The organism is Microbacterium sp. (assembly GCF_041641055.1).
GTDB lineage: Bacteria > Actinomycetota > Actinomycetes > Actinomycetales > Microbacteriaceae > Microbacterium.
Map to the genome: position 1 here is coordinate 24353 of NZ_JBEPZB010000003.1, position 25498 is coordinate 49850.

Consider the following 25498-nt stretch of genomic DNA (forward strand, 5'->3'; position numbering starts at 1 on the left):
GGAGAGGTTCAGCCGCCCAGGGCGCTGAGCCACGTGCGACGGGCCTCGAGCGCGTCGGCCGCTTCCTTCGCGGCCTTCTTGTCGCCGGCCTTCTCCGCTGCCGCGAGCTCGGACTCGAGCTTCTCGATCGCCTCGAGGAGCTGCGAGCTCATGTCGTTGGCGCGAGCCTTCGTCTCGGGGTTGTTCTTCTTCCAGTCGACCTCTTCGCGGGCCTTGAGAGCCTGCTCGATCACGCGCAGACGATCGTCGAGCGCGCGCTCCTTCTCGCGGGGGAAGACGCGGCCGATCTCGTCCCACTGGCGCTGGATGCCGGTGAGCAGTGCCCGTGCGCGCTTGATGTTCGGCTCGTCGGCGACAGCCTTGGCCTCTTCGAGAAGCGCCTGGCGCGCCTCGATCTTCGGGGCGGAGTCGGCTTCCTCGGCCGCGGCCTGCTCGGCACGCGCTGAGTACAGCGCGTCGCCGGCGGCCTTGAACCGTGCCCACAGCGCGTCATCGGCCTTTCGACCGGCACGGCCGGCGGCCTTCCACTCGTCGAGCAGGGTGCGGTACGCGGGGATGCCGTCGACGCCTCGCGGTGCGAGTGCCTCGGCGCGTTCGACGAGACGGGTCTTGGCGTCGCGAGCGCTCTTGTGGGTGTCATCGAGCTCCGAGTAGAAGGCACGGCGTGCCTTGTCGACCGTGGCGCGGGCATCGCGGAATCGCTTCCACAGCTGCTGCGACACGCTCTTCGAGAGCCGCGGACCGTTCTGCTGGTGTGCCTGCCAGGCGTCGAAGAGCTCGCCGAGCTCGGCGGTGACCTGCTTCCACTGGACCTTCGACAGATCCCGCGCCGCGATCGCCTCGGCGCGCTCGACGAGGGCGGTGCGCTCGGCGATCGCCTTGTCGACGAGCTCCTTGGCCTGCTGGGCCTCCTGCGCGGTCGCCTCGGAGAGCGAGGAGGTCAGGGTGTTCAGACGTTCCCGGAGCCCGGCGAGATCGCCCACGGCCGCGGCATCCGTCGCCTCGGCGAGGAGGTGTCCGGCCTGCTTGACCAGGTCACCGGCACTCGCGCCGCCCGACTGGTGACGCTGCTCGAGGGCGTGCACCTTGAACGCGATGTCGTCGTACTTGCGGACGAAGTAGGCGAGCGCCTCGTCGGGCGTGCCGTCCGGGTACTGCCCGACCACGCGCCAGGTGTCGTTCTCGCGGACCTCGACGGTGCCGTCCTCGGAGACACGGCCCCATTCGGCGGCGTCGGACGACGAGCTCCCGGTGGGGACGGCCGGTGCGGCCGGAGCGACGGCTGCCGGTGTCGGCAGCTTGCGCGGCAGAGGCTTCGCCGGGGGAGCGGGAACGGGGGGAGTCGGCTTCGACGGCTCTGTGGCAGACACGTGATTCTCCTTGCGCGGTAGGGCCCGCGGGAGGCGGAAAGGACGAGGTTCAGCCTAGTACGCCCGCGAGCTTCCGATGTGGTGAGCGCTTCTCACAATGATCGTTACCGTTCTGTGAGCAGATCGTTCGACGCGTGAAACACCCCGCGTCACATCCGGGAAACACCGCGCTCCTATCGTCACCATCACGGCATCTCTGCGGCGATTGGAGCACAATGAGCGATTCGGTCCTCACCCCGGTTGAGATCGTGGTCGTGGGCGCCGGCATGGTGGCCCACCGTTTCGTGGAGAGCCTGCTCAGCAGAGCCGACCACCCGCTGCACGTCACGGTGATCGGTGACGAGGGCAGGAACCCGTATGACCGGGTGGGCCTGACGGGCTTCTTCTCGGGGGCGACCGCCGAGGAGCTCGAGCTGGACCGCTCGGTGCTCGACGACTTCCGGGTGCGCTTCCTCGCTGACGACCGCGTCCTGCGCATCGATCGCGCGGGACGGACGGTGACGACCAGGTCACGTCGGACCGTCGCGTACGACACCCTCGTGCTCGCCACGGGCTCGTACGCCGCGAAGGTCGCGGTCGACGGCGCCGATCTGCCCGGGTGCTTCGTCTATCGCACCCTCGATGACGTGCAGGGACTCAGGGACTTCGTCGAGCGGCGGAGCCGGGCACTCGGTCGTCCGCTGCGCGGTGCGGTCATCGGGGGTGGGCTGCTGGGGCTCGAAGCCGCAGGAGCGCTGCAGGGCATGGACGTCGAGGCGACGGTCGTGCAGTACTCGGATCGCCTGATGTCCGCCCAGCTCGATTCCGCGGGCGGCGGGATGCTGCGGCGGCTCCTCGAGGCGCGGGGCATCTCGGTGCGCACCGAGTCCCGCACCACGCGCATCGACCCCGACGCCTCCGGCGCCGTCACGGCGCTGGAGTTCCAGGACGGCTCCCTGCACCGTGCCGATGTCGTCGTCTTCACGGTCGGCGTCCGCCCGCGAGACGAGCTGGCCCGCAATGCGGAGATGCGGGTGGACCCGCGCGGCGGCGTCGTCATCGACGAGCGCTGCGCCACCTCCGATCCCCACATCCTCGCGATCGGCGAGGTGGCCAACTACGACGGGCGCTGCGTGGGTCTCGTGGCCCCCGGTTACGCGATGGCCGAAGTGGCGGCGACCCGCCTGCTGGGTGGCGACGCGGTCTTCCCCGGATATGACGACTCGTCCAAGCTCAAGCTCTCGGGCGTCGATGTCGCGAGCTTCGGCGATGCGATGGCCGTCACTCCGAACGCGCTCGACGTCGTGTACGCCGACCCGGTCGCCGGGGTCTACAAGAAGCTCGTGCTCTCCGACGACGCGCAGACGCTGCTCGGGGGGATCCTCGTCGGTGACGCCTCGGCCTACGGCGCCCTGCGCCCGCTCGTGGGTGCCCGGCTCGGCGCCGACCCCGCCGCGTATCTCCTTCCCGAAGGGGGCAATGAGGCGCCGGGCGGGGAGCTCCCCGATGAGGCCGTGGTCTGCTCGTGCTCGAATGTGACCGCCGGTCGCATCCGCCAGGCCGTGCACGAAGAGGGCTGCGCCGACGCTGCGGCCGTCAAGGGCTGCACCAAGGCAGGAGCGACCTGCGGCTCGTGCGTCCTGATGGTCAAGAAGGTCGTGGGGCAGGAGCTCACCAAGCTCGGGCAGACCGTGTCGCACGCCCTCTGCGAGCACTTCGACCTCTCCCGTCGTCAGCTGTTCGACGCCGTGAAAGTCGCGCAGCTGACCACCTTCAGCGGCATCGTCGAGCGGTTCGGCCGAGGCCGCGGCTGCGACGTCTGCAAGCCCGCGATCGCCAGCATCCTCTCGGTGCTGGTCGGGTCTCACGTGCTCGACGGCGAGAACGCGACGCTGCAGGACACCAACGACCACGTCATGGCCAACATGCAGAAGGACGGCACCTACTCGGTGGTGCCGCGGATGCCGGGCGGCGAGGTGACCCCGGAGGGACTGCTCGCGATCGGTCAGGTCGCAAAGGACTTCGCGCTCTACACGAAGATCACCGGCGGCCAGCGGATCGACATGTTCGGTGCCCGTCTCGAGCAGCTGCCGCAGATCTGGCAGCGCCTCGTGGATGCGGGGTTCGAGTCGGGTCAGGCGTACGGCAAGTCGCTGCGCACGGTGAAGTCGTGCGTCGGATCGACCTGGTGCCGCTACGGCGTGCTCGATGCCGTGGGCATGGCGGTGAAGCTGGAGCTGCGCTATCGGGGCCTGCGCGCCCCGCACAAGCTGAAGCTCGGGGTGTCCGGCTGCGCCCGGGAGTGCGCGGAAGCTCGAGGCAAGGACGTGGGGGTGATCGCGACCGAGACCGGATGGAACATGTACGTCGGCGGGAACGGCGGCTTCTCGCCCCGTCATGCTCAGCTGCTCGCCTCCGACCTCGATGACGACGGGCTGATCAGGGCGATCGACCGGTTCTTCATGTACTACATCCGCACGGCGGACCGCCTGCAGCGCACCGCCCCGTGGTGCGAGGAGCTCGAGGGCGGGCTCGACGGACTCCGCAGCGTCATCTTCGACGACAGCCTCGGGATCTGCGCCGACCTCGACGAGGCGATGGCGCAGCACGTCGACCGCTACGAGGACGAGTGGGCCGCGACGCTCCGGGATCCGGAGAAGCTCGAGAGGTTCCGCTCGTTCGTCAACGCCGCGGACACCCCTGATCCCTCGCTGGCGTATGTCGCCGAGCGCGGCCAGATCAGGCCGGCGACGACTGAGGAGCGCCGCAGCGGCGGCGTCCTGATCGCCGGGACCGCGCTGGAGGTGCGACGATGACGCTCTCGATCGACACGGCCGTCGCCGTGCGCGTGTGCACCGTGGACGATCTCGAGGTCGAACGCGGCAGGGCCGCTCTCGTGGACGGCGACCAGGTGGCTCTGTTCCTGCTGCCGGACGGCACCGTGTGCGCGGTCGACAACCTCGACCCGTACAGCGGCGCCCATGTCATCTCGCGCGGGATCGTCGGGTCCCGCGGCGAGGCGCCGACGGTGGCGTCCCCGTTGCACAAGCAGGTGTTCGATCTGCGCACCGGTGAATGCCTGGAGACGCAGGGCAAGGATGCGGCGGCATTGCGCGTCTGGCCCGTCTCTGTGGTCGACGGCGAGGTCCACGTCATCCGCCCCGGGGAGCGATCCTCATGAGGCGTGCGCTGGTCGGGCGGGTCGACCTCATCGGCGGAGGGCCAGGGCCTGCTGATCTCCTCACGCTGCGGGCGTATCGCCTGCTCATGGCCGCCGACGTCGTCGTGGCCGACCGGCTCGGGCCCTTCGAGGAGCTGCGGGACGAGCTGCCCGCGCACGTCGAGGTAATCGATGTCGGCAAGACCCCCGGCCACCACCCCGTGCCGCAGCACGAGATCAACGCGCTGCTCGTCGCGCGGGCGCTGGCCGGCCGCCGCGTGGTCCGGCTCAAGGGCGGCGATCCGTTCGTCCTCGGGCGCGGCGGCGAGGAGGTGCTCGCCTGCGAGGCGGCCGGAGTGCCCGTGACGGTGACCCCGGGGATCAGCAGTGCGATCTCCGTGCCGCAGGCCGCAGGGATCCCGGTGACGCACCGCGGTGTCGCCTCTGCCGTGCACGTCGTGAACGGGCACGGCGATCTCTCCGCCGGCGCGTTCGCAGCACTGGCCGACCCCACGGTGACCACCGTCATCCTGATGGGGGTGGCCTCGCTTCCGCGCCTGACCGCAGCAGCCCTCGCAGCGGGCGTGGCCGGCGAGACCCCGGTGGCGATCGTCGAGAACGGTCACACCGAGCGACAGCGCACGATCCGCAGCGTCCTCGCAGACATCGCCCGAGACGCGGCTGCCGCGCAGGTCGTCAATCCCGCCGTCATCGTGATCGGCGAGGTCGCGCGAGCCGGTCTCCTGCTGCCGACGTCGGCGATGCTGTCGGAGAGCATGTCATGACCACCGCGCGCACCCTGGATTCCGCGCTTGCCGGCTGCACGATCATCGTCGCGGCCGACCGGCGTTCCGTCGACCTCGCGACCGCGCTCGAGCGGCGTGGGGCCGTGGTGCACCGAGCCCCCGCTCTGAGCATCGTCACGAATGCCGATGACGCGGAGCTGCTGGCGCGTACCGAGCAGGTGATCGCGTCGCCCCCCGACATCGTGATCGTCACGACCGGGGTCGGATTCCGTGGCTGGATGGATGCGGCGCACGAGCACGGGCTGGATGCGCAGCTGGACGCCGCCCTGCAGGGGGCGCACTTCGTCGCCCGAGGTCCGAAGGCGCACGGCGCCATCCAGCAGGCCGGGTTCACCGCCGACTGGGTGGCCGAATCCGAGACCTCGGCCGAGGTGGGCGAGTACCTGCTCGCCTCGGGTGTCGCCGGCAAGCGCATCCTCGTCCAGCATCACGGTGCAGGCTCGGACGGTCTCGATGATCTCCTGCGTGATGCGGGCGCCGAGGTGCTGAGCATCACGGTCTACCGCTGGGGTCCGCCGCCGAACCCCGAGGTCGTGCGCAGATCGGTGCTCCAGGCCGCCGGCGGCGAGGCCGACGCTGTGCTGTTCACCTCTGCGCCGGGCGCTGCGTCGTGGATCGGCGTCGCCCGCGAGGAGGGCGCACTGGACAGAATCCGCCGCCGCGCGGACTCCGGACGTCTGCTGCTCGCCTCGGTCGGCCCGATCACCGCAGCGCCGCTGCATGCGGCCGAGCTGCGCACGACGATCGCCGACCGCGGACGCCTCGGTTCCCTGGCGCGCACCGTGATCGCCCATTTCGGCGGTGGCCGCGCTCCGTCGCTTCCCACGGATGCCGGTCGGGTGGAGGTCCGCAGCGGCGGGGTGCTGGTGGGTGGCGAGTTCATCCCGCTCTCGCGCTCGGCGGCCGCTTTGATCGAGGCCCTCGCGTCCGCCGGTGGTCGTGTGCTGTCCCGCGCGGAGCTGGGCGGCGTTCTGCCGGGTGCCGAACGCAACGCCCACGCGGTCGAGGTCGCCGTCGCGCGCCTGCGCGAAGCGCTCGGCAGCAGTGAACTGGTCCACACGGTCGTGAAGCGCGGCTATCGCCTGGCCGTCACCGAGGACTGAAGACCAAGAGGCCGGGTGAGCGTCGCGCCCCCGGCCTCGGGGGGGGCGCCAGGTCAGCTGACGCCGGCCGGCTCCGGCGTGCGCTCGACCTCGACGGCGGCGGGGGAGGGCGCGGTGCTCTTCCCGGCGGTGGTCCGCAGCCGCGGAGCCTTGACGCGGCGGGTGGCCGTGCGTCCGTAGGTGAGGTACAGCGGCAGCCCGGCGAGCAGAAGGCCGCCGACCAGGTTGCCGATGACCGTGGGGATCTCGTTCCAGATCAGGTAGTCCATGATCGTGAAGTCCGCGCCGAGCAGGAGGCCGGAGGGGAACAGGAACATGTTCACGATCGAGTGCTCGAACCCCATGTAGAAGAACAGTGAGATCGGCAGCCACATCGCGATGACCTTGCCGGGCACGCTCTCGGTGACCATGGCGAGGATGACGGCTGTGGACACCATCCAGTTGCAGAGCACGCCGCGGATGAACAGCGTCAGCATGCCCGCCGCGCCGTGATCCGCATAGCCGACCGTGCGGCCGTGGCCGATCTCGCCGATCGCGAGCCCGACCGGGCTGGGGTCGGCCGAGAAGCCGTAGGTGAAGTACACGGCCATCAGCACCGCGACGAGGATCGCGCCACCGAAGTTACCGAGGAAGACGAGTCCCCAGTTACGGAACATCGCGCCGACGCTCGCGCCGGGGCGCTTGTCGAGGACGGCGAGCGGGGCGAGGGTGAACACGCCGGTGAGCAGGTCGTACCCCAGCAGGTAGAGGAGCACGAATCCGATGGGGAACAGCAGGGCGCCGAGCAGCGGCTGACCGGTCTGCGTCGAGACCGTGACGGCGAATGCGGCGCCGAGAGTCAGGATCGCCGCGCCCATGAAGGCGCGGAGGAGTGTGTCTCTGGTCGAGAGCTGCATCTTGTAGGCACCGGCGTCGACCATCCGGGTGACGAGGGCGGCGGGTGTGGCGTACGACATGGGCGACCTCCATGGGGCGGGGGAGCGGGATGCTCGTGCCGTCCATGCTCGCGCCGGAGGGTTTCGGGTGATCGCGCGCTGCGTTACGGATGTGGAGCGATCCGCTCACAGGGAGCGTCCGTGCGATGTGAGGACCCGGCACGATGAGTGCCGGACCGCGCGGACTAGCCGGCCGGCGTCTCGGTCGGCAGCGGCTCGGGCAGCGGCGTCTCGGGGGCAGGGGCGTCGGTCGGCAGCGGAGCGTCGGTGGGCTCCACGCTCGGCGTCGGGGAGGGAGCCGGCGGATTCGCCTGCGCATACGCGACCTGACTGGCGACGGCGCCCGCGATCACCAGCACCCCCGCGATGACGGCGACCGTGTTGTCGCGGACGCGACGACGGATCTGTCCCTCATGCCAGGACTTGCGTGCGGCGTGCAGTCGGGCGCGCTCCGCTTCGGTGCGCGACTGCCGCGTGCTCTTACCCCGTCCGGCCATTGCGTTCTCCCTCACTGGACGTGAATCTGCGACGTCGCCTGAGAGCCTACCGTCGCGCCGGATGCCGGACCGATCCCGACCGCTGTGTCCGTGGTCCGCGTTAGCCTGGACGGATGACCTCCGCCGCCGCACTGCTCTCCGGGCAGACGCCCCTCGCCGTGCGCATGCGCCCCGTCTCGCTCGACGAGGTCGCCGGGCAGAAGCACCTGCTGCGCGCCGGTTCGCCGATCGTGGCCCTGGCAGACCCCGACGCGACGTCTCCCGGCGCGGTGTCGATCATCCTGTGGGGACCGCCCGGCACCGGCAAGACGACGCTGGCACAGGCCATCGCGCGTTCCTCGGGACGCCGATTCGTCGAGCTGTCGGCGATCACCGCCGGCGTCAAGGACGTGCGCGAGGTGATGCAGGAGGCGATCACCCAGCGCGACCTCTACGGTCAGACGACCATCCTCTTCCTCGACGAGATCCACCGGTTCACCAAGGCGCAGCAGGATGCTCTGCTCCCCGGGGTCGAGAACGGCTGGGTCATCCTGATCGCGGCGACGACCGAGAATCCGTCCTTCTCCGTGATCTCCCCGCTGCTGTCGCGGTCGCTGCTGCTCACTCTGCAGCCGCTGACCGACGACGACATCGGTCTGCTCGTCGACCGGGCCGTGACAGACGCCCGCGGTCTCAATGGTGCGGTCTCGCTCGCGGACGACGCCCGCGCCGCGTTGATCCGGCTCGCATCGGGCGATGCCCGTCGCGCACTGACCGGACTCGAGGCGGCGGCCGCCGTGGCGCTGTCGAACGGCGAAGGCGGCACCGCCCCGGTCGCGACGGCCGACGACGTCGCGCAGGCGGTCGACAAGGCACTGCTGCGCTACGACCGCCAGGGCGACGAGCACTACGACGTGATCAGCGCCTTCATCAAGTCGATCAGGGGGTCCGACCCCGATGCCGCGCTGCACTACCTCGCGCGCATGATCGAAGCGGGGGAGGACCCGCGCTTCATCGCGAGGCGTCTCGTCATCTCGGCCTCCGAGGACGTCGGGCTCGCCGACCCTCAGGCACTCGCGATCGCGGTCGCCGCAGCGGATGCCGTCGCCTTCATCGGCATGCCCGAGGGGCGCATCCCGCTCGCCGAGGCGACGGTGTACCTCGCCACCACGGCCAAGTCGAATGCCGCGTACGTCGGCATCGACGCCGCGATCGCCGACATCCGTTCGGGAGGGTTCGGTCGAGTGCCCCTGCATCTGCGCGACGCGCACTACCCGGGCGCCAAGCGGCTCGGCCACGGTCGCGGCTACGTGTACCCGCACGACAGCGAGTTCGGCATCCTGCCGCAGCAGTACCTGCCTGACGAACTGCAGGGCAAGCGCTACTACGAACCGAAGAATCTCGGTGCAGAACGAGACATCTCCGCGCGCCTCGAGCGCATCCGGCGCATCCTCGACGGGCGCTGATCGCGCATCTGTTAGACTGGATCGGCTCGAAACAGAGTTTTCGGGCATCTCCTCGTTCACACCACACCTTGCTGGCGCCCCGGCGTGCGCTCCAAGGCAGAACGCGGACGATACGTCCGTGAGTCGTGAAAGACGCGACCACGTCATCGGAAGGATAACTTCGTGACCACGAAGTCCCAGGACCGCCGCAAGGTTCGTCTGAGCCGTGCACTCGGCATCCCGCTCACCCCGAAGGCCGCCCGCTACCTCGAGAAGCGTCCCTACGCTCCGGGTGAGCACGGCCGCACCAAGCGCAAGGCAGACAGCGACTACGCCGTCCGTCTGCGTGAGAAGCAGCGTCTGCGCGAGCAGTACGGCATCCGCGAGAAGCAGATGCGTAACACGTTCAACGAGGCTCGTCGTCAGGACGGCCTGACCGGTGAGAACCTGGTCGAGCTGCTCGAGATGCGTCTCGACGCCCTCGTCGTGCGTTCGGGCTTCGCCCGCACCACCGCGCAGGCTCGCCAGCTCGTCGTGCACCGTCACATCCTCGTCGACGGTCAGCTCGTCGACCGCCCGTCCTTCCGCGTGAAGCCGGGTCAGCTCATCCACGTCAAGGCCAAGAGCGAGGGCACCGAGCCCTTCCAGGTCGCAGCAGCCGGCGGTCACGCCGAGGTCCTGCCTCCCGTTCCCGGCTACCTCGAGGTCGAGCTCGACAAGCTCCAGGCCCGCCTGGTCCGTCGCCCGAAGCGCGCAGAGGTCCCCGTGACCTGTGAAGTGCAGCTGGTCGTCGAGTACTACGCGGCTCGCTGAGTTCAGCTTTTCCGCAGAAGGCGTCGGGGTCACCCGACGCCTTCTGTCGTTTCCGCATACGATGGTGACACCGCGCCTTCGCGGGTCAGAGGCAAGGATGGCGACATGAAGAACGTGCTGTGGTTCCTGATCGGTGTGATCGGCGGCTTCGTCGCGGCCCATTTCATGAACAAGGACCCGCGCGGTCACGACATCCTCGCCGAGGTCGACGCTCGCATCAACGAGTTCACCGGGATCATCGGCGACGCCTACCGCGAGCAGCAGGCGCGACTCACAGACCCCGCGGACGACTGAGCGCCCCCGACGGTCGCCCGTCGCAGCGCATCCGGACGTTCCGCTCTTCCACACCCTGTACGCAAGGACACCTGGCACCCCTATGAAAACTGCGGAGATCGCGCAGCGCTATCTCGATTACTTCGAGAAGAACGACCACGTCATCGTCCCCTCGGCCTCGCTGGTCAGCGACGATCCGTCGCTGCTCTTCACGGTCGCCGGAATGGTGCCGATGATCCCGTACCTCACCGGTGTCGTCCCCGCGCCGCACCCCCGCATCGCCGACCTGCAGAAGTGCATCCGCACGAACGACATCGAAGAGGTCGGCAAGACCGCGCGTCATGGCACGTTCTTCCAGATGATGGGCAACTGGTCGTTCGGCGACTACTTCAAAGAGGGCGCGATCCGCTACGCGTGGGAGCTGCTGACGAGCTCGGAGACCGACGGCGGCCTGGGCTTCGACGAGAAGGACCTCTGGGTCACGGTCTACGAGACGGATGACGAGGCCGAGGCGATCTGGCGCGACATCATCGGGCTCAAGCCGGAGCGCATCCAGCGTCTCGGACGCGCGGACAACTACTGGAACACCGGTCAGCCGGGCCCTGGCGGTCCCGACAGCGAGATCTTCTTCGACAGAGGTCCCGCGTACGGCAAGGACGGCGGCCCCGCCGCCGACGACTCGCGGTTCCTGGAGATCTGGAACCTCGTGTTCATGCAGGACTTCATCGAGAACATCCGCGGCAAGACCGAGTTCGACATCGTGGGCGAACTGCCCCAGAAGAACATCGACACCGGCATGGGACTCGAGCGCGTCGCGTTCCTCAAGCAGGGCGTCGAGAACATGTACGAGACCGACCAGGTGCGCCCGGTCCTCGATCGTGCCGTCGAGCTCTCCGGCCGGCGCTATGGCGCAGTGCACGAGGACGACGTCCGTTTCCGCGTCATCGCCGATCACGTGCGCTCCTCGCTGATGCTGCTGTCCGACGGCGTGCGCCCCTCCAACGAGGGTCGCGGCTACATCCTGCGCCGCCTGATGCGCCGCACGGTCCGCGCGATGCGCCTGCTGGGCGTCGACGAGCCGGTGTTCCCGGAGCTGTTCGCGACGTCGCGCGACGCGATGAAGTCGGCGTACCCGGTGCTCGAGAGCGACTGGTCGACGCTGTCGGCGTCGGCATTCGCCGAGGAGGAGACCTTCCGTCGCACGCTCGCCCAGGGCTCGACGATCCTCGACCTCGCGCTCGACGACACCAAGAAGGCGGGCGGCTCGACCCTGAGCGGACCGGAGGCCTTCCTGCTGCACGACACGTACGGCTTCCCGATCGACCTCACCCTCGAGGTCGCCGAGGAGGCAGGTCTCGACGTCGACCGTGCCGCCTTCGACTCCCTGATGCACGAGCAGCGCTCCCGGGCCAAGGCGGATGCTCGCAACCGCAAGCGCCAGCTCGCCGACGTCTCGGTGTATCGCGACCTGCGTGCGCTCGGCGAGACCGGCTTCGACGGCTACTCGGAGCTCGAGGTGGACTCCCGCATCCTCGGCATCCTCGTCGACGGACAGCCGGCCCGCAGCGCGTCCGAGGGGCAGATCGCCGAGGTCGTGCTCGCGGAGACGACGCTGTACGCCGAGTCCGGTGGCCAGGTCGCCGACAAGGGCGTGATCGTCGGACCGGGCTTCGAGCTCGAGGTGCTCGACGTGCAGCGTCCCGTCCCGGGTCTCATCAGCCACACGGTCGAGGTCACGCGCGGCGCGGTCGCGGTCGACGACGCCGCCACGACGGTCGTCGATGCCGCGAACCGACGCGCTGCGCGACAGGCCCACTCCGCGACGCACCTCGTGCATGCCGCACTGCGCGACACCCTCGGACCGACCGCCACCCAGGCGGGGTCGCTCAACCGCGCAGGTTACATGCGCTTCGACTTCTCGTGGTCGCAGGCGCTGTCGTCCGATACGCGCACCGAGATCGAGGAGATCACGAACCGCGCCGTCAACGACGCCCTCGAGGTGACGACGAGGATCGTCACGCTCGATGAGGCCAAGGAGGCGGGCGCCATGGCGCTGTTCGGCGAGAAGTACGGCGATGTCGTGCGGATGGTCGACATCGGCGGCCCCTGGTCGCGCGAGCTGTGCGCGGGGACCCACGTCTCGACCAGTGCGGAGATCGGACTCGTCAGCGTCGTCGGAGAGTCGTCCGTCGGCTCGTCGAACCGCCGCATCGAGGCACTCGTCGGGCAGGACGCGTTCCGTGAGCTCGCTGCCGAGCGCGCGCTGGTGTCGCAGCTGACCACGTCGCTCAAGACGCCTCGCGACCAGCTCGCCGAGCGCATCGCCGACCTGTCCGCGAGCCTCAAGGCCGCGGAGAAGCGCATCGCGCAGTTCGAGTCGAAGGAGCGCGCAGGACGCGTTCCGGCGATCGCGGACGCTGCGGCACGCGTCGGCTCGTTCCGAGTGGCCGCGCAGTCGCTCGGCGAGGTCGCCTCGGCCGACGACGTGCGCGAACTCGTGCTGGGCGTCCGCGACCGACTCGGGTCCGACCCTGCCGTCGTCGCTCTCGGCGCCGTGGTGAACGGTCGTCCCGTCGTCGTCGTCGCGACGAACGACTCTGCACGTGCCGCCGGCGCCAAGGCCGGTGCGCTCGCGAAGCGCGCGGCATCCGTGCTCGGCGGAGGAGGCGGCGGCCGCGATGACGTCGCGCAGGGTGGTGGCACGGATGCCGGCGCGCTGCCTGCCGCGCTGGAAGCCATCTCGCAGGAGCTGCAGACAGCGTGAGTGGCTTCCGCCGCGGCGTGCGGCTCGGGATCGACGTGGGACGAGCCCGCGTGGGAGTCGCGCGCTGCGACCCGGACGGCATGCTCGCCGTCCCGGTCGAGACGGTGCAGCGCAACGAGACCGCGATCGACCGCATCACGACGATCGCCGCGGACTACGAGGTGCTCGAGTTCGTTGTCGGCCTGCCGGTGAACCTGATGGGCGCCGACACGGCCTCGACGACGGATTCCCGCGAGTTCGCCGCAGACCTCCAGGCGCGCACCGGCACCCCGGTTCGGCTCGTCGACGAGCGTCTCAGCACTGTGACCGCACACGCCGCCCTGCGTTCTTCGGGCAGAACCCAGAAGAACTCTCGTAGCATTGTGGATCAGATCGCCGCGGTGGTCCTGCTGCAGCAGGCGATCGACACGGAGAAGAGCACCGGAAACCCGCCCGGCGCCACGATTCCGCTCGATGAGGAGTCCCCCCGATAATGCCCGAACGTGAGAGTGCTTCCCCCCAGCACGATCCGGATGCCCGTCTGGGCGACCTGTTCGAGAATCTTCCCGACCCCACGCATCAGCTGCCGACGGTGGACAACACGCCGCCGCCGCCGGGATCGCGGAGGGCGGCCCGTGAGGCCGCACGCTCGGCGAACACCCCGGCCGGGGGTTCGGCGGCTGTTCCAGGATCCGCAGCCGCGGCCGGTTCCGGGGCGGCGCCCGTTTCGGATGCCGCCCGGGGTCGCCGCGCCGACCCCGAGGCTCAGGACGCGTCAGAGGCCCGGCCGGCGTCGACGACGTCGTTCACGTCGGCACGCGATCGGTCTTCCTCCGACCCGTCGACGGCGTCCGACATCGCTCCCGGCGAACCGGAAGACCTCTCCACTCGAGCGCTCCCGGTGACCGGCGGCGCTGCCGCGCCGCGCCCGAGCGACTCGATCTCCGACCCCGAGCAGACCGGCTCCTCCGCTCTCGATTCCGCTCCCGACGCGCCTTCCGGCGCCGAGGCTGCGCCGGCGACTCCCGCATCCTCGACGTCTCAGGCCCCCGCCGGCGGTGGCCTGGAAGACCTCTTCCAGACCCACTCCGACGATGACGTGGCGGACGGCGCGCCCACGAAGAAGAAGCGTCGCACCGGCTGCCTGGTGGCACTGATCATCGTGCTCGCGATCCTCGGCGGCCTCGCGGCCGGCGGAGTCTGGGTGTGGAACACCTACGGCGACAAGATCAGCGACGCGCTCGGCTGGGGTGAGCCGGCCGACTGGGAGCCGGGCGTCGCGACCGGCGAGGTGCTCGTCACGATCAAGGACGGCGACACCGGATCCCCCGTGTCCACCGCGCTGCACGAGGCCGGGGTCACGCGGACAGAGGAGGTCTTCTACGACTACCTCGTCAAGGAGAACATCTCGGTCACGTTCTACCCTGGCATCTACCGTCTTCAGGAGAAGATGACGGCCGAGGCCGCTCTGGAAGCGCTGCAGAATCCGGAGAACAAGCTCGAGAACTCCGCCAGCATCGGAGAGGGAGCGACGATCGAGTCATCCCTTCCGGCGATGGCCGAATCCCTCGGGATGCCGCTCGAGGAACTGCAGGCGGCAGTGGACGCCGACCCGTCGACCTACGGGGTGGAGGCGTCGACCCTGGAGGGCTGGCTCTTCCCTGCGGTCTACACGTTCGACCCTGGCGTGACGGCGGAGCAGGTCATCCAGCGCATGGTCGACCGCACCCGCGAGTCTCTCGACGCGGCGGGAGTGCCCGCCGCCGATGCGCAGCGGATCCTCACGATCGCGTCCATCATCCAGCGTGAGGGACGCACCGACGACTTCCCGAAGGTCTCGCGGGTGATCCAGAACCGTCTCGACATCGACATGAAGCTGCAGATGGACTCCACGGCCCAGTACGGCTACGGATCCCTGCACGAGGGCGTCGTGTCGAGCTCCGCCGAGGCGCTGGAAGACCCGAACGAGTGGAACACCTACGTCCACACCGGCCTGCCGATCACTCCCATCGCGAGCCCGAGCGACGCCGCCATCGACGCCGCGATGCACCCCGCTGACGGACCGTGGCTGTACTTCGTCACGATCAACCTGGCGACGGGGGAGACGCAGTTCTCCGAGACGTATGAGGAGCACCTGCAGGGCGTCGAGAAGTGGGAGCAGTGGTGCCAGGAGAACCCCGACGGGGGCTGCTCGGCCGGATGAGCGCGAGTCGTCTCGCGGTCTGGGGAGACCCGATCGCGCACTCCAAGTCGCCGCAGCTGCATGCGGCGGCCTACGAGGTGCTCGGCGTGCCGTGGGAGTACACCCGACGCCGGGTCGACGCCGACGGGTTCAGCGACGCGCTCGCGGGTCTCGACGACTCGTGGCGCGGACTCTCTCTCACGATGCCGCTCAAGGAGCAGGCGTTCCGCGCGTCGACCGCGCTCGACCGCCATGCCCGACTGACCGGAGCGGTGAACACCCTGCTGCTCACCGACGGTCGGCGAGGGTTCAACACCGACGTCGGCGGGATCGTCGACGCTCTCGGCGCGGAAGGCATCCGAGGGCTCGATCGCGTGCGGATCCTCGGCGCCGGAGCGACGGCGGCATCCGCCCTGGTCGCGAGCGTCGATCTCGGAGCGACGGCAGTCGACCTGCGTGCGCGCCGTCCGGAGCGTGCGGCCGGTCTCGTCGCGCTCGGCGGGCAGCTGGGCGTCGCCGTCACCGCGACGTCGTTCGACGTGCCCCTCGAACCGGTCGACCTCACGATCGCGACCCTGCCGAGCGGCACGATCCTGGACGACCGTGTCGCCGCCGAGGTCAGCGGGTGTGGGGGAGTCCTCTTCGACGTCGCCTATTCGCCGTGGCCGTCCGCGCTCGCGACGGCGTGGGCGGGTGGGCGTGCGCTCTCCGGCGAAGGCATGCTGCTGCGCCAGGCCGTCCGCCAGATCCGCATCTTCGTGCACGGCGACCAGGGCATCCCGTTGTCGTCCGAGGCCGCGGTGGTCGAGGCGATGCAGGCCGTCCTGTAACGCGCACGACACGCGGCACGAGCCGAGGCGAAACGCGTGGGAGACTAGAGCAATGCTCCGCGTGCTCACGGCCGGCGAATCGCACGGTCCAGAACTCATTGCCGTCATGGAGGGTCTGCCCTCCGGCGTCCCGGTGTCCTCCGACGCGATCCAGGCCGACCTCGCGCGCCGCAAGCTCGGCTACGGACGCGGCTCGCGGATGAAGTTCGAGCAGGACGAGCTCACGATCTCCGGCGGCGTGCGTCACGGCAAGACCCTCGGCAGTCCGATCGCCCTGCGCATCGGCAACACGGAGTGGCCGAAGTGGATCGAGGTCATGAACCCCGAACCCGTCGAGCTCACCGACCGGTCCCGCGGCCGCAGCGCCCCGCTGACCCGTCCGCGACCCGGCCATGCCGATCTCGTCGGCATGCAGAAGTACGACTTCGACGAGGCGCGGCCGATCCTCGAGCGCGCGAGTGCTCGCGAGACCGCCGCACGCGTGGCCCTGGGCGCGATCGCTCGCTCCTTCCTGGGGGAGCTCGGCATCCGCCTCGTCAGCCACACCCTGTCGATCGGACCCGTCCGCGTGCCCGAGGGAGCGGCGCTGCCCACTCCCGACGACGTCGAGGCGTTGGACGCCGATCCGCTCCGGTGCTTCGACGCCGCCACTTCGGCCCTCATGGTGGCCGAGGTGGACGACGCGAAGAAGGACGGCGACACCCTGGGCGGCATCGTCGAGGTCCTGGCGTACGGACTCCCGCCGGGGCTCGGCTCGCACGTGCACTGGGACCGGCGGCTGGATGCGCGCCTCGCGCAGGCGCTGATGAGCATCCAGGCGATCAAGGGCGTCGAGGTCGGTGACGGCTTCGAGACGACGCGTCGACGCGGTTCCGCCGCACACGACGAGCTCTTCGCGACGGCCGAGGGCATCTCGCGCGGATCCGACCGTGCAGGCGGCACCGAGGGCGGCATGTCCACCGGGACCGTGCTGCGGGTCCGTGCCGGCATGAAGCCGATCGCCACCGTGCCGCATGCCCTGCGCACGATCGACGTCGCCTCGGGAGAGGACGCCACCGCCCACCACCAGCGCTCCGACGTGTGCGCCGTGCCCGCAGCGGGCGTCGTCGCCGAGGCGATGGTCGCGATCGAACTCGCCAACGCGGTGCTCGAGAAGTTCGGCGGGGACAGCATCCGCGAGACCCGTCGCAATCTCGACGGCTACCTCGAGGGCATCCCGGCGGAGCTCCGCACCACGCCCGCGTCCGAGGCGGCGCTCATCGCGCATGACGAGCGAGGCTGAGCGGCTCACGCTGGTGCTCGTCGGTCCGATGGCGGCCGGCAAGACCAGCGTCGGCCGACGGGTCGCCCGCAAGCTCCGCGTGCCGTTCGTCGACACGGACAAGCGGGTGGTCGCGGAGCACGGGCCGATCCCCACGCTGTTCGCCGAGCACGGCGAGCCGCACTTCCGCGCGCTCGAGCGCGGCGCCGTCGCCGCCGCGTTGAGCGACAGCGGGGGCGGCGTCATCTCGCTGGGCGGCGGCGCGGTGACGGATGAGGGGACACGTGCCCTGCTGCGCGAGTACCCCGTGGTGTTCCTGACGGTGACGCCGGAGGCCGTCGCCACCAGGATCCGCAGCGGCGGGCGCCCGCTGCTGGCGGGAGACGACCCCGTCACGCGCTGGACGCAGATCTTCGAAGAACGTCGCGGCTGGTACGACGAGGTGGCATCGGTGACGTTCGACACGTCGCGACGCCCCATGCAGCGCATCGCCGACGACATCGTCGCATGGAGGAGAGAACTGGCATGAGCACGACCACCATCAGCGTGACGGGGGACACCCCCTACGACGTCAGCATCGGACGCGGCATCCTCGACCGGGTGTCCGCGGCGCTCGACCCTGGCGTGCGGAAGGTCCTCGTGGTGCATCCGCCGACGCTCGCGGCCCGCGCCGCCGAGCTGCGCGACCGGCTGCTCGCCGACGTCGCGGACGGACCGCGCGAGGTGCTCCTGGCGGAGGTGCCGGATGCCGAGCAGGGCAAGCGCATCGAGGTCGCGGCGTTCTGCTGGCAGGTCATGGGCCAGGCGGACTTCACGCGGACCGACGCGGTCGTGGGATACGGCGGCGGTGCGGTCACCGACCTCGCCGGCTTCGTGGCGGCGACCTGGCTGCGCGGCGTGCAGCTGGTGCAGGTGCCGACGACGGTGCTCGGTCTGGTCGACGCCTCGGTCGGCGGCAAGACCGGGATCAACACGGCGGAGGGCAAGAACCTCGTCGGCGCGTTCTGGGCGCCCCGTGCGGTGATCGGCGACCTCGACGAGCTCGCGAGCCTCAGCCCGAACGAGGCGACAGCCGGGTTCGCCGAGGTCGTCAAGGCCGGCTTCATCTGGGCACCGGAGATCCTCGACATCATCGAGTCGGATCCGCTCCGCGCCGTCGACACGACCACGCCCGAGTTCCGCCGGGCCGTGGAACTCGCGATCGACATGAAGGCGAAGGTCGTCTCCGAGGACTTCCGCGAGGCCGGCCAGCGCGAGATCCTGAACTACGGGCACACCCTCGGTCACGCGATCGAGCACGCCGAGCGCTACCGCTGGCGGCACGGCGCGGCGATCTCCATCGGGATGCTGTACGCGGCAGAGCTCTCCCGGCTCGCCGGCCGTCTCTCGGACGCCGCAGCCGAGCGCCATCGCTCGGTGCTCGACTCGCTGGGCCTGCCGACCTCGTACCGGGCCGGCGCGTGGCCGCAGCTGCTGGCGACCATGCAGCGCGACAAGAAGAGCAGGGGAGGCATGCTCCGCTTCATCCTGCTCGACGACATCGCCAAGCCCACGGTGCTGCAGGCGCCCGACGAGTCGCTGCTGTTCGCCGCCTACCAGGAGGTCGGCGCGTGACACGTCGCATCCTGCTGGTCAACGGACCCAACCTGAACCTCCTGGGCAGTCGAGAGCCCGAGGTCTACGGCACGGCGACGCTCGCGGATGTCGAACGGATCACCGCCGAGGCCGCAGCCGCGGCCGGCTTCGAGGTCCGTGCGGTGCAGAGCAACCATGAGGGAGTGCTGATCGACGCGATCCACGCCGCCAGGGAGGACTGCGCGGGCATCGTCATCAACCCCGGCGGCCTCACGCACACCTCCGTCGCGCTGCGCGATGCGCTCACGGGGGTCGCGCTGCCCTTCGCCGAGGTGCATATCTCGGACGTGTACGCGCGGGAGGAGTTCCGCCACCATTCCTACCTCCACGACGTCGCTGCGGTGCGCGTGATCGGCGAGGGAGTGGACGGGTATGTGAGCGCCGTGCGGCAGCTCGCAGCGCTGATCCCGTAGAATCGACTGTCGGCCCACCCAGTCCACCTCGGACGCGAGCGGCCCCCAGACTCTAGGAACGGAAAGTCCCGCGCATGGCATCTACCGCAGACATCAAGAACGGCGTCGTCCTCAGCATCGAGCGCCAGCTCTGGAGCGTCGTCGAGTTCCAGCACGTCAAGCCCGGCAAGGGCGGCGCGTTCGTCCGTACGAAGCTCAAGAACGTCATGACCGGGAAGGTCGTCGACAAGACCTTCAACGCCGGCGCCAAGGTCGAGATCGAGAACGTCGACCGCCGTGACTACACCTACCTGTACACCGACGGCGACGCCTACGTGTTCATGGACCAGACCGACTACGACCAGATCACCGTCAGCGCAGCGACCGTCGGCGACGCGAAGAACTTCCTGCTCGAGAACCAGCAGGTCACGATCGCGCTCAACAACGGCAACCCGCTGTACATCGATCTGCCGGCATCCGTGATCCTCGAGATCACCTACACCGAGCCGGGTCTGCAGGGCGACCGTTCGTCGGCCGGCACCAAGCCCGCCACGCTCGAGACCGGCTACGAGATCCAGGTCCCGCTGTTCGTCGAGACCGGCACCAAGGTCAAGGTCGACACCCGCACCGGCGACTACCTCGGCCGCGAGAAGTAAGGCGTGAGCGCCCGTACGAAGGCGCGCAAGCGCGCACTCGACATCCTGTTCTCCGCCGACGTCCGCGGCGACGACGTCTCGGTGACCCTGGCCGCCGAAGCCAAGCGCGCAGCGAGCGAGCCGGCCCGTGAGGCCTCGTGGCTCTACGCTCGCGAGGTCGTGGACGGCATCATCGACCACCGCGACGAGATCGACGAGCAGATCACGACCCACAGTCGCGACTGGCGTCTCGAGCGGATGCCGGCCGTCGACCGCGCACTGCTCCGCATCGGCGTCTGGGAGATCCTGTTCAACGACGAGGTGCCCACCGCCGTCGCGATCGATGAGGCGGTCGAACTCGCCAAGGAGTTCTCGACCGACGACTCGGGCGCGTTCGTGCACGGTGTCCTCGCGCGGGTCTCGCGCGCAGCCTGAACGACGACTCCGAACGCGGTGCCCTCGATGTCCGAGGCAGCCGGAAGGATGGGACGATGCCTGCGCCGCACGTCGATCTCCGCGACCTGATGCACATCACCGATGTGGGCGGGTACCAGCGCGGTCTCGCCTACTTCCGTGAGGGCAACGTCCTCGACGTGGTCTGGCACGAGGACCTGCTCGAGCTCGAGGGGCATGTGCGCGGCAGCGCCGACGCGCAGTACGTGACGGAGATCGTCTTCCACTCCTCGAACGGCACGCGCCGGATGCGCACGACGCGGTGCACGTGTCCGGTGCGCACCGGCTGCAAGCACGTCGTCGCCACCGTACTGGCGTCGAACGTGCACGAGTACTCGCAGCAGAAGGTCGCGCTGCAGACGCCGCCCGAGCCCTCGCCTGCACCGAGGCCCGCCCCGAGCGCCTCGTGGCGGAGCCTTCTCGACCCGGCTGTTTCGCGGCACCCGCAGTCTCTCGCGCTCGGGGTGGAGCTGCGTCACCGCGACTCCCGCGAGGACAATCACTGGGGGCCGCGGCCCGTGCGCGCGGCGACGCCGAGAGACCTCGCCCGGCCGAGCGGCGAGCTGCTGCTCGCGATCCGTCCGCTGATGCGCAGTGCGCAGACCGGGTCGTGGATCCAGGGCGGCGCGGGGTGGGATGCCGTCCGGCGCGACGTGTCGCAGTTCGGCCGCGAGCAGAACCGCTGGTTCGGTGACCTGCTCAGCATCTCCCGCGATTCGCTGCTGTCGGGCAACGCGGGCGAGTGGCTGGTCCTCGACCAGGTCGAGTCCCCTCTGCTGTGGGGACAGCTGCGCTCCGCCGCTGAGCTCGGCATCCCGCTCGTGTCGAGCCAGAAGAGCACCTCCGTGCGAATCGCCGGGGCCGCCGCGGTCTCGACGCTGATCGCCAGGGCCGACGACGGCTCGCTGTCGGTGACCGCCGACGTGCGCATCGACGATCAGCCGGTGCCCGCGGCGGAGGTCCATCCGATCGGCCGGACCGGGGTCTACGCCGCGCGGCTCGTCGGAGCGCGCATCGAGATCGTGCTCGCGGAGTCGGCGCTCAGCGAGCAGACCCGCGCTCTGCTCGCGACCGCCCAGCCGATCGTCGTGCCTGCATCCGACGAGTCGGCGTTCATCGCCGACGCGTACCCGCTGCTCGCCAGACGCGGTGCGGTGCACACGGTCGGCGCGGTCGTCCTGCCCGACGTGCCCGCGCCCGAACCTGTGCTCACCGTCACGTACGAGCGTGGGGACGTCGTCAGCTACGCCTTCGAGTGGTCCTACGGAGAGTTCGGCCGGGTGCCGTTCGCCTGGAACGGCGCGGCGGTGCGCGACGCCGAGGCCGAGGCGACCGCGCGCGCGACGATCGAGACGGTGTGGCAGGAGTTCCGCAGCACCAGCTTCCGCCCCGCCGGGTCGCTCCACGACATCGATGCCGCCGCGTTCGTCGCCGAATGCGTCCCAGCACTCGAGGCCGCAGGGGTCTCGGTCGAGTCGCGAGGTGCGCGCAAGGAGTATCGCGAGCTCACCGGCGACCCCCAGGTCAAGGTCACCACGGTCGAGACGACGGATTCGGACTGGTTCGATCTGGGCATCCTCGTGACGATCGACGGTCGACGGATCCCGTTCGGTCCGCTGTTCACGGCGATGAGTCGGGGGCGCAAGAAGCTGCTGCTCTCGGACGGCGGCTACTTCTCGCTCAATCATCCGGCTCTCGATCGCCTGCGCGATCTGATCGAGGAGGCCGGGGAGCTCGACGAGTGGGAGACCGGCCCGCGGATCAGCCGCTACCAGGTCGACCTCTGGGAGGAGTTCGAGGACCTCGCCGACGAGGCGGAGCCCGCCGTCAGCTGGCGTGCCACCGCCGACGGGCTGCGTCAGGTCACCGGAGTCCCCGAGAGCCCGGTGCCCGAGGGGGTGCTCGCCGACCTGCGGCCGTATCAGAAGGCCGGCTTCGACTGGCTGGCCTTCCTCTGGAAGCATCGGCTCGGGGGCATCCTCGCCGACGACATGGGGCTGGGTAAGACCCTGCAGCTGCTCACGTTCATCCAGCACACCAGAGCTGAGGGGGAGACGCGGCCCTTCCTGGTGCTGGCGCCCACCTCGGTGCTGAGCACCTGGCGGTCGGAGGCCGCGCGGTTCACCCCCGGACTCCGGGTCGCGGTCGTGGACAGCACCAGCACGGGCGGCAGACGCGCCGACACGCTCGCCTCGGCCGCGGCATCCGCCGACATCGTGGTGAGCTCCTACACCGTGGCGCGTCTCGACGAGGCCGAGTTCGGGAGGATCGAGTGGGCAGGGCTGATCCTCGACGAGGCGCAGTTCGTCAAGAACCCCAAGACGCGGCTGCACCGGGCGATCTCGACGTTCCACGCGGATGTCACCTACGCCGTCACCGGCACCCCGATGGAGAACAGCCTCTCCGAGCTGTGGTCGTTGCTGAAGCTCGCCGCTCCCGGCCTCTTCCCGTCGGCTCGCAAGTTCCGGGACCGCTACATCCATCCGATCGAGAAGGGCAAGGTGCCCGAGAACGAGGAGGGCGGCGCGTATCGCGCCCGACGGCTCGCCCAGCTGCGGCGCCGCGTGCGCCCGCTGATGCTGCGCCGGACGAAGGAACTGGTCGCCCCCGACCTCCCGGCCAAGCAGGAGCAGCTGCTCGAGGTCGAGCTGAGCGCCGAGCACCGCGCGCTGTACGACGTCGTTCTCCAGCGCGAGCGCCAGAAGGTGCTGGGCCTGATCGACGATCTCGACCGCAACAGGTTCATCGTGTTCCGCTCGCTCACCCTGCTGCGCATGCTGAGCCTCGCCCCGGCGCTGGTCGACGATGCGGATGCGGAGATCGGGTCGAGCAAGCTCGACACCCTCCTCGAACGGGTCGTGGAGCTGCAGGCCGAGGGGCATCGCGCGCTCGTGTTCAGCCAGTTCACCTCGTTCCTGGATCTGGCCGCGGCGCGGCTCGAGGCCGCCGGCATCCCGTATGCGCACCTCGACGGATCGACGCGGCACCGCGAGCAGGTCATCGACGGGTTCAAGGCGGGGGAGCAGCCGGTCTTCCTGATCAGCCTGAAGGCGGGTGGGTTCGGGCTCACGCTCACCGAGGCCGACTACGTGTTCCTGCTGGATCCCTGGTGGAACCCGGCGGCCGAGGAGCAGGCGATCGACCGTACGCACCGCATCGGCCAGACCAGCCAGGTCTTCGTCTACCGGATGATCTCGACGGGAACGATCGAGGAGAAGGTGCTGGAGCTGCAGCGGCGCAAGGCGCGACTGTTCACCGCCGTGATGGACGACGACGAGCTGTTCGCGCAGTCGCTCACGGCCGACGACATCAAGGGCCTGTTCGAGGATCGGTGATTTCTCCCGGCCGGGTCACCGCATCCGCCCAGGACCCCATCGGTAGAATCGAACGGCTCACTTCAGGAGGATTGCATGCGGATCACGGGACTCGGCCACGCCGGGATGTTCATCGAGACGGTCGGCGGGAACATCATCTGCGACCCCGTCCTCGGACCCTCCTTCTTCGGCTCCTGGTTCCCGTTCCCCGACAACCGGGGGCTCGACTGGGAGCGGTTCGGACGCGAGGCCGACTTCCTCTACATCTCGCACCGGCACCGCGATCACTTCGATCCGGCGCTGCTGGAGCGGTACATCCGCAAGGACATCGAGGTGCTGCTGCCCGAGTACCCGATCGATGACCTCGAGAAGGACATCAGGGCGCTCGGCTACACGAACATCACGTACGCCCCCGCGGGCGAGATCATCGAACGCGGCGACCTCAAGATCATGATCACGCCGCTGCGCGCTCCGAGTGACGGCCCCATCGGCGATTCGTCGCTGAGCGTCGACGACGGCACGGGTTCGGTGCTCAACCAGAACGACTCGCATCCGCTCGACCTCGACGCGCTGCTGCACTTCGGCAAGCCGGACGCGTACTTCACCCAGGTGTCCGGAGCGATCTGGTGGCCGATGGTCTACGACCTGCCGATGGATGCCAAGCAGAACTTCGCGAAGCTGAAGCGCGATGCGCAGAACAAGCGCGCGATGTACTACATCGACAAGGTCGATGCGCCGCACGTGTTCCCGATGGCCGGTCCGCCGATGTTCCTGCGCGACGACCTGTTCGACTTCAACGGCATGGGGCGCAACGGCGAATCGATCTTCACCGACCAGAAGCAGTTCCTCGCCCACATGAAGGAGCTGTCGCCGCAGTACGCGGGGCACCTCTTCGTGCCCGGCACCGTCGTCACCGTCGACGGGGGAGATGTCTCGACCGAGCAGTCGCTCTACACCGAGGCGGAGCTCGCCCACATCTTCGACGAGAAGTGGGACTACCTGGAGGAGCAGCGCGCCTCGCGTCAGCAGGAGCTCCGCGACGAGGAGGCGTCCCGCGCCGCGGTGCTCCCCGCCGCCGAGATCCTCAAAGAGCTCAAGACCTGGTGGGAGCCGCTGCTGAAGAAGTCGCGCACCATCCGTCTCGGCGTCGGCGGCTGCGTGCGCTTCCGGATCGGCGACCTCGACATGGTCGTCGACTTCCCGCGCGCGAAGGTCCGCGAGTACGCGGGCGAGGAGTGCATCTACTGGTACACCATCCCCGCCGACCTGGTCTCGACGAACATCCGCGACCATGAGATCGACTGGTCGAACTCGATCTTCCTGTCGATGCAGTTCCAGGTCGGACGCAGCGGCAAGTTCAACGAGTTCCTGACGACGTTCCTCAAGTGCCTGTCGGTGGATCGCATCGAGTACGTCGAGAACTGGTACCAGGAGCAGACGGACCAGACCGAGGACGCCGAGATCGGCGACTGGGTCGTGCAGCGCCGCTGCCCGCACCTGCGCGCCGACCTCACCAAGACCGGCAAGGTCGACGGAGACGGCATCCTGACGTGCAGCATGCACGACTGGAAGTGGGATCTCAAGACCGGCCGGTGCCTGTCGACGAGCGGTCACCCGATCCGCTCGACGAAGATCGACGAGGTCACCGACGCCGTGCTCCGCGAGGCCAGCTGATCGTGCCGGGAATCGACCC

Annotated in this window: 22 protein-coding genes; 19 read left to right on the plus strand and 3 right to left on the minus strand. The window is 69.5% G+C overall.

Annotated features, from left to right (window positions below):
• Nucleotides 1-8: 8 nt before the first annotated feature.
• Nucleotides 9-1370 (minus strand): DUF349 domain-containing protein, encoded by a 1362-nt coding sequence (locus tag ACESK8_RS02585; RefSeq protein ID WP_372967124.1) that lies wholly within the window; start codon nt 1368-1370, stop codon nt 9-11.
• A gap of 215 nt (nt 1371-1585) precedes the next feature.
• Here ACESK8_RS02585 and nirB point away from each other — a divergent pair, with 215 nt between their 5' ends.
• From nirB to ACESK8_RS02605, 4 genes are read left to right on the plus strand one after another with little or no spacing between them, the layout of a single operon-like run.
• On the plus strand, nt 1586-4165 hold the full coding sequence (nirB, locus tag ACESK8_RS02590) for a nitrite reductase large subunit NirB (RefSeq protein ID WP_372967125.1): 2580 nt from the start codon (nt 1586-1588) through the stop codon (nt 4163-4165).
• The gene (nirD, locus tag ACESK8_RS02595) at nt 4162-4530 is read left to right on the plus strand and encodes a nitrite reductase small subunit NirD (RefSeq protein ID WP_372967126.1); all 369 of its coding nucleotides are present in this window, start codon (nt 4162-4164) and stop codon (nt 4528-4530) included. The genes nirB and nirD overlap by 4 nt, the downstream gene beginning before the upstream one ends.
• Nucleotides 4527-5294 (plus strand): uroporphyrinogen-III C-methyltransferase, encoded by a 768-nt coding sequence (gene cobA / locus ACESK8_RS02600; RefSeq protein ID WP_372967127.1) that lies wholly within the window; start codon nt 4527-4529, stop codon nt 5292-5294. The genes nirD and cobA overlap by 4 nt, the downstream gene beginning before the upstream one ends.
• Nucleotides 5291-6418, plus strand: a complete 1128-nt coding sequence (locus ACESK8_RS02605) for a uroporphyrinogen-III synthase (RefSeq protein ID WP_372967128.1) — start codon at nt 5291-5293, stop codon at nt 6416-6418. The genes cobA and ACESK8_RS02605 overlap by 4 nt, the downstream gene beginning before the upstream one ends.
• A gap of 53 nt (nt 6419-6471) precedes the next feature.
• Here ACESK8_RS02605 and ACESK8_RS02610 read toward each other — a convergent pair whose 3' ends face one another.
• Together ACESK8_RS02610 and ACESK8_RS02615 are read right to left on the minus strand one after the other, a co-directional pair.
• On the minus strand, nt 6472-7374 hold the full coding sequence (locus ACESK8_RS02610; RefSeq protein ID WP_372967129.1) for a formate/nitrite transporter family protein: 903 nt from the start codon (nt 7372-7374) through the stop codon (nt 6472-6474).
• 164 nt (nt 7375-7538) lie between these two features.
• Nucleotides 7539-7850, minus strand: a complete 312-nt coding sequence (locus ACESK8_RS02615) for a hypothetical protein (protein ID WP_372967130.1) — start codon at nt 7848-7850, stop codon at nt 7539-7541.
• A gap of 113 nt (nt 7851-7963) precedes the next feature.
• On the opposite strand from ACESK8_RS02615, the gene ACESK8_RS02620 reads away from it, so the two are divergent.
• From ACESK8_RS02620 to ACESK8_RS02690, 15 genes are all read left to right on the plus strand, one after another.
• Nucleotides 7964-9295 (plus strand): replication-associated recombination protein A, encoded by a 1332-nt coding sequence (locus ACESK8_RS02620; RefSeq protein ID WP_372967131.1) that lies wholly within the window; start codon nt 7964-7966, stop codon nt 9293-9295.
• A gap of 162 nt (nt 9296-9457) precedes the next feature.
• Nucleotides 9458-10087, plus strand: a complete 630-nt coding sequence (gene rpsD / locus ACESK8_RS02625) for a 30S ribosomal protein S4 (protein WP_052677824.1) — start codon at nt 9458-9460, stop codon at nt 10085-10087.
• Nucleotides 10088-10192: 105 nt separating this feature from the next.
• Nucleotides 10193-10381, plus strand: a complete 189-nt coding sequence (locus ACESK8_RS02630) for a hypothetical protein (RefSeq protein WP_050720929.1) — start codon at nt 10193-10195, stop codon at nt 10379-10381.
• 82 nt (nt 10382-10463) lie between these two features.
• A complete protein-coding gene (gene alaS, locus ACESK8_RS02635) occupies nt 10464-13124 on the plus strand; it encodes an alanine--tRNA ligase (protein WP_372967132.1) in 2661 nt (886 codons plus the stop codon).
• Entirely contained in the window at nt 13121-13597 is a 477-nt protein-coding gene (ruvX, locus tag ACESK8_RS02640) for a Holliday junction resolvase RuvX (RefSeq protein WP_372967133.1), read from the plus strand. Before alaS ends, ruvX begins: the two co-directional genes overlap by 4 nt.
• Complete coding sequence (gene mltG, locus ACESK8_RS02645; RefSeq protein WP_372967134.1) at nt 13597-15306, plus strand: endolytic transglycosylase MltG; 1710 nt, start codon at nt 13597-13599, stop codon at nt 15304-15306. The genes ruvX and mltG overlap by 1 nt, the downstream gene beginning before the upstream one ends.
• On the plus strand, nt 15303-16115 hold the full coding sequence (locus tag ACESK8_RS02650) for a shikimate dehydrogenase (protein WP_372967135.1): 813 nt from the start codon (nt 15303-15305) through the stop codon (nt 16113-16115). Before mltG ends, ACESK8_RS02650 begins: the two co-directional genes overlap by 4 nt.
• A 52-nt stretch (nt 16116-16167) precedes the next feature.
• On the plus strand, nt 16168-17397 hold the full coding sequence (gene aroC / locus ACESK8_RS02655; protein ID WP_372967136.1) for a chorismate synthase: 1230 nt from the start codon (nt 16168-16170) through the stop codon (nt 17395-17397).
• Nucleotides 17381-17905: a shikimate kinase gene (locus ACESK8_RS02660; protein WP_372967137.1), complete on the plus strand. Its 525-nt coding sequence runs from the start codon at nt 17381-17383 to the stop codon at nt 17903-17905. The genes aroC and ACESK8_RS02660 overlap by 17 nt, the downstream gene beginning before the upstream one ends.
• On the plus strand, nt 17902-18990 hold the full coding sequence (gene aroB / locus ACESK8_RS02665; RefSeq protein WP_372967138.1) for a 3-dehydroquinate synthase: 1089 nt from the start codon (nt 17902-17904) through the stop codon (nt 18988-18990). Before ACESK8_RS02660 ends, aroB begins: the two co-directional genes overlap by 4 nt.
• Nucleotides 18987-19424 (plus strand): type II 3-dehydroquinate dehydratase, encoded by a 438-nt coding sequence (gene aroQ / locus ACESK8_RS02670; RefSeq protein ID WP_372967139.1) that lies wholly within the window; start codon nt 18987-18989, stop codon nt 19422-19424. The genes aroB and aroQ overlap by 4 nt, the downstream gene beginning before the upstream one ends.
• A 74-nt stretch (nt 19425-19498) precedes the next feature.
• Nucleotides 19499-20059 (plus strand): elongation factor P, encoded by a 561-nt coding sequence (efp, locus tag ACESK8_RS02675; RefSeq protein ID WP_372967140.1) that lies wholly within the window; start codon nt 19499-19501, stop codon nt 20057-20059.
• A 3-nt stretch (nt 20060-20062) separates the two neighbouring features.
• The gene (gene nusB / locus ACESK8_RS02680) at nt 20063-20473 is read left to right on the plus strand and encodes a transcription antitermination factor NusB (protein WP_060926824.1); all 411 of its coding nucleotides are present in this window, start codon (nt 20063-20065) and stop codon (nt 20471-20473) included.
• Between the two features lie 56 nt (nt 20474-20529).
• Entirely contained in the window at nt 20530-23826 is a 3297-nt protein-coding gene (locus ACESK8_RS02685) for an SNF2-related protein (protein WP_372967141.1), read from the plus strand.
• A gap of 75 nt (nt 23827-23901) precedes the next feature.
• Nucleotides 23902-25479, plus strand: coding sequence for a Rieske 2Fe-2S domain-containing protein (locus ACESK8_RS02690; protein ID WP_372967142.1), 1578 nt, complete (start codon nt 23902-23904; stop codon nt 25477-25479).
• Nucleotides 25480-25498 lie beyond the last annotated feature (19 nt).

Excerpts from the sequence above, each read along its gene's own strand:
- nirB (WP_372967125.1), top strand. The coding sequence starts at position 1,586 with ATGAGCGATTCGGTCCTCACCCCGGTTGAGATCGTGGTCGTGGGCGCC.
- nirD (WP_372967126.1), top strand. The coding sequence starts at position 4,162 with ATGACGCTCTCGATCGACACGGCCGTCGCCGTGCGCGTGTGCACCGTG.
- cobA (WP_372967127.1), top strand. The coding sequence starts at position 4,527 with ATGAGGCGTGCGCTGGTCGGGCGGGTCGACCTCATCGGCGGAGGGCCA.
- ACESK8_RS02605 (WP_372967128.1), top strand. The coding sequence starts at position 5,291 with ATGACCACCGCGCGCACCCTGGATTCCGCGCTTGCCGGCTGCACGATC.
- ACESK8_RS02610 (WP_372967129.1), bottom strand. The coding sequence starts at position 7,374 with ATGTCGTACGCCACACCCGCCGCCCTCGTCACCCGGATGGTCGACGCC.
- ACESK8_RS02615 (WP_372967130.1), bottom strand. The coding sequence starts at position 7,850 with ATGGCCGGACGGGGTAAGAGCACGCGGCAGTCGCGCACCGAAGCGGAG.
- ACESK8_RS02620 (WP_372967131.1), top strand. The coding sequence starts at position 7,964 with ATGACCTCCGCCGCCGCACTGCTCTCCGGGCAGACGCCCCTCGCCGTG.
- ACESK8_RS02630 (WP_050720929.1), top strand. The coding sequence starts at position 10,193 with ATGAAGAACGTGCTGTGGTTCCTGATCGGTGTGATCGGCGGCTTCGTC.
- alaS (WP_372967132.1), top strand. The coding sequence starts at position 10,464 with ATGAAAACTGCGGAGATCGCGCAGCGCTATCTCGATTACTTCGAGAAG.
- mltG (WP_372967134.1), top strand. The coding sequence starts at position 13,597 with ATGCCCGAACGTGAGAGTGCTTCCCCCCAGCACGATCCGGATGCCCGT.
- ACESK8_RS02650 (WP_372967135.1), top strand. The coding sequence starts at position 15,303 with ATGAGCGCGAGTCGTCTCGCGGTCTGGGGAGACCCGATCGCGCACTCC.
- aroC (WP_372967136.1), top strand. The coding sequence starts at position 16,168 with ATGCTCCGCGTGCTCACGGCCGGCGAATCGCACGGTCCAGAACTCATT.
- ACESK8_RS02660 (WP_372967137.1), top strand. The coding sequence starts at position 17,381 with ATGACGAGCGAGGCTGAGCGGCTCACGCTGGTGCTCGTCGGTCCGATG.
- aroB (WP_372967138.1), top strand. The coding sequence starts at position 17,902 with ATGAGCACGACCACCATCAGCGTGACGGGGGACACCCCCTACGACGTC.
- efp (WP_372967140.1), top strand. The coding sequence starts at position 19,499 with ATGGCATCTACCGCAGACATCAAGAACGGCGTCGTCCTCAGCATCGAG.
- ACESK8_RS02685 (WP_372967141.1), top strand. The coding sequence starts at position 20,530 with ATGCCTGCGCCGCACGTCGATCTCCGCGACCTGATGCACATCACCGAT.
- ACESK8_RS02690 (WP_372967142.1), top strand. The coding sequence starts at position 23,902 with ATGCGGATCACGGGACTCGGCCACGCCGGGATGTTCATCGAGACGGTC.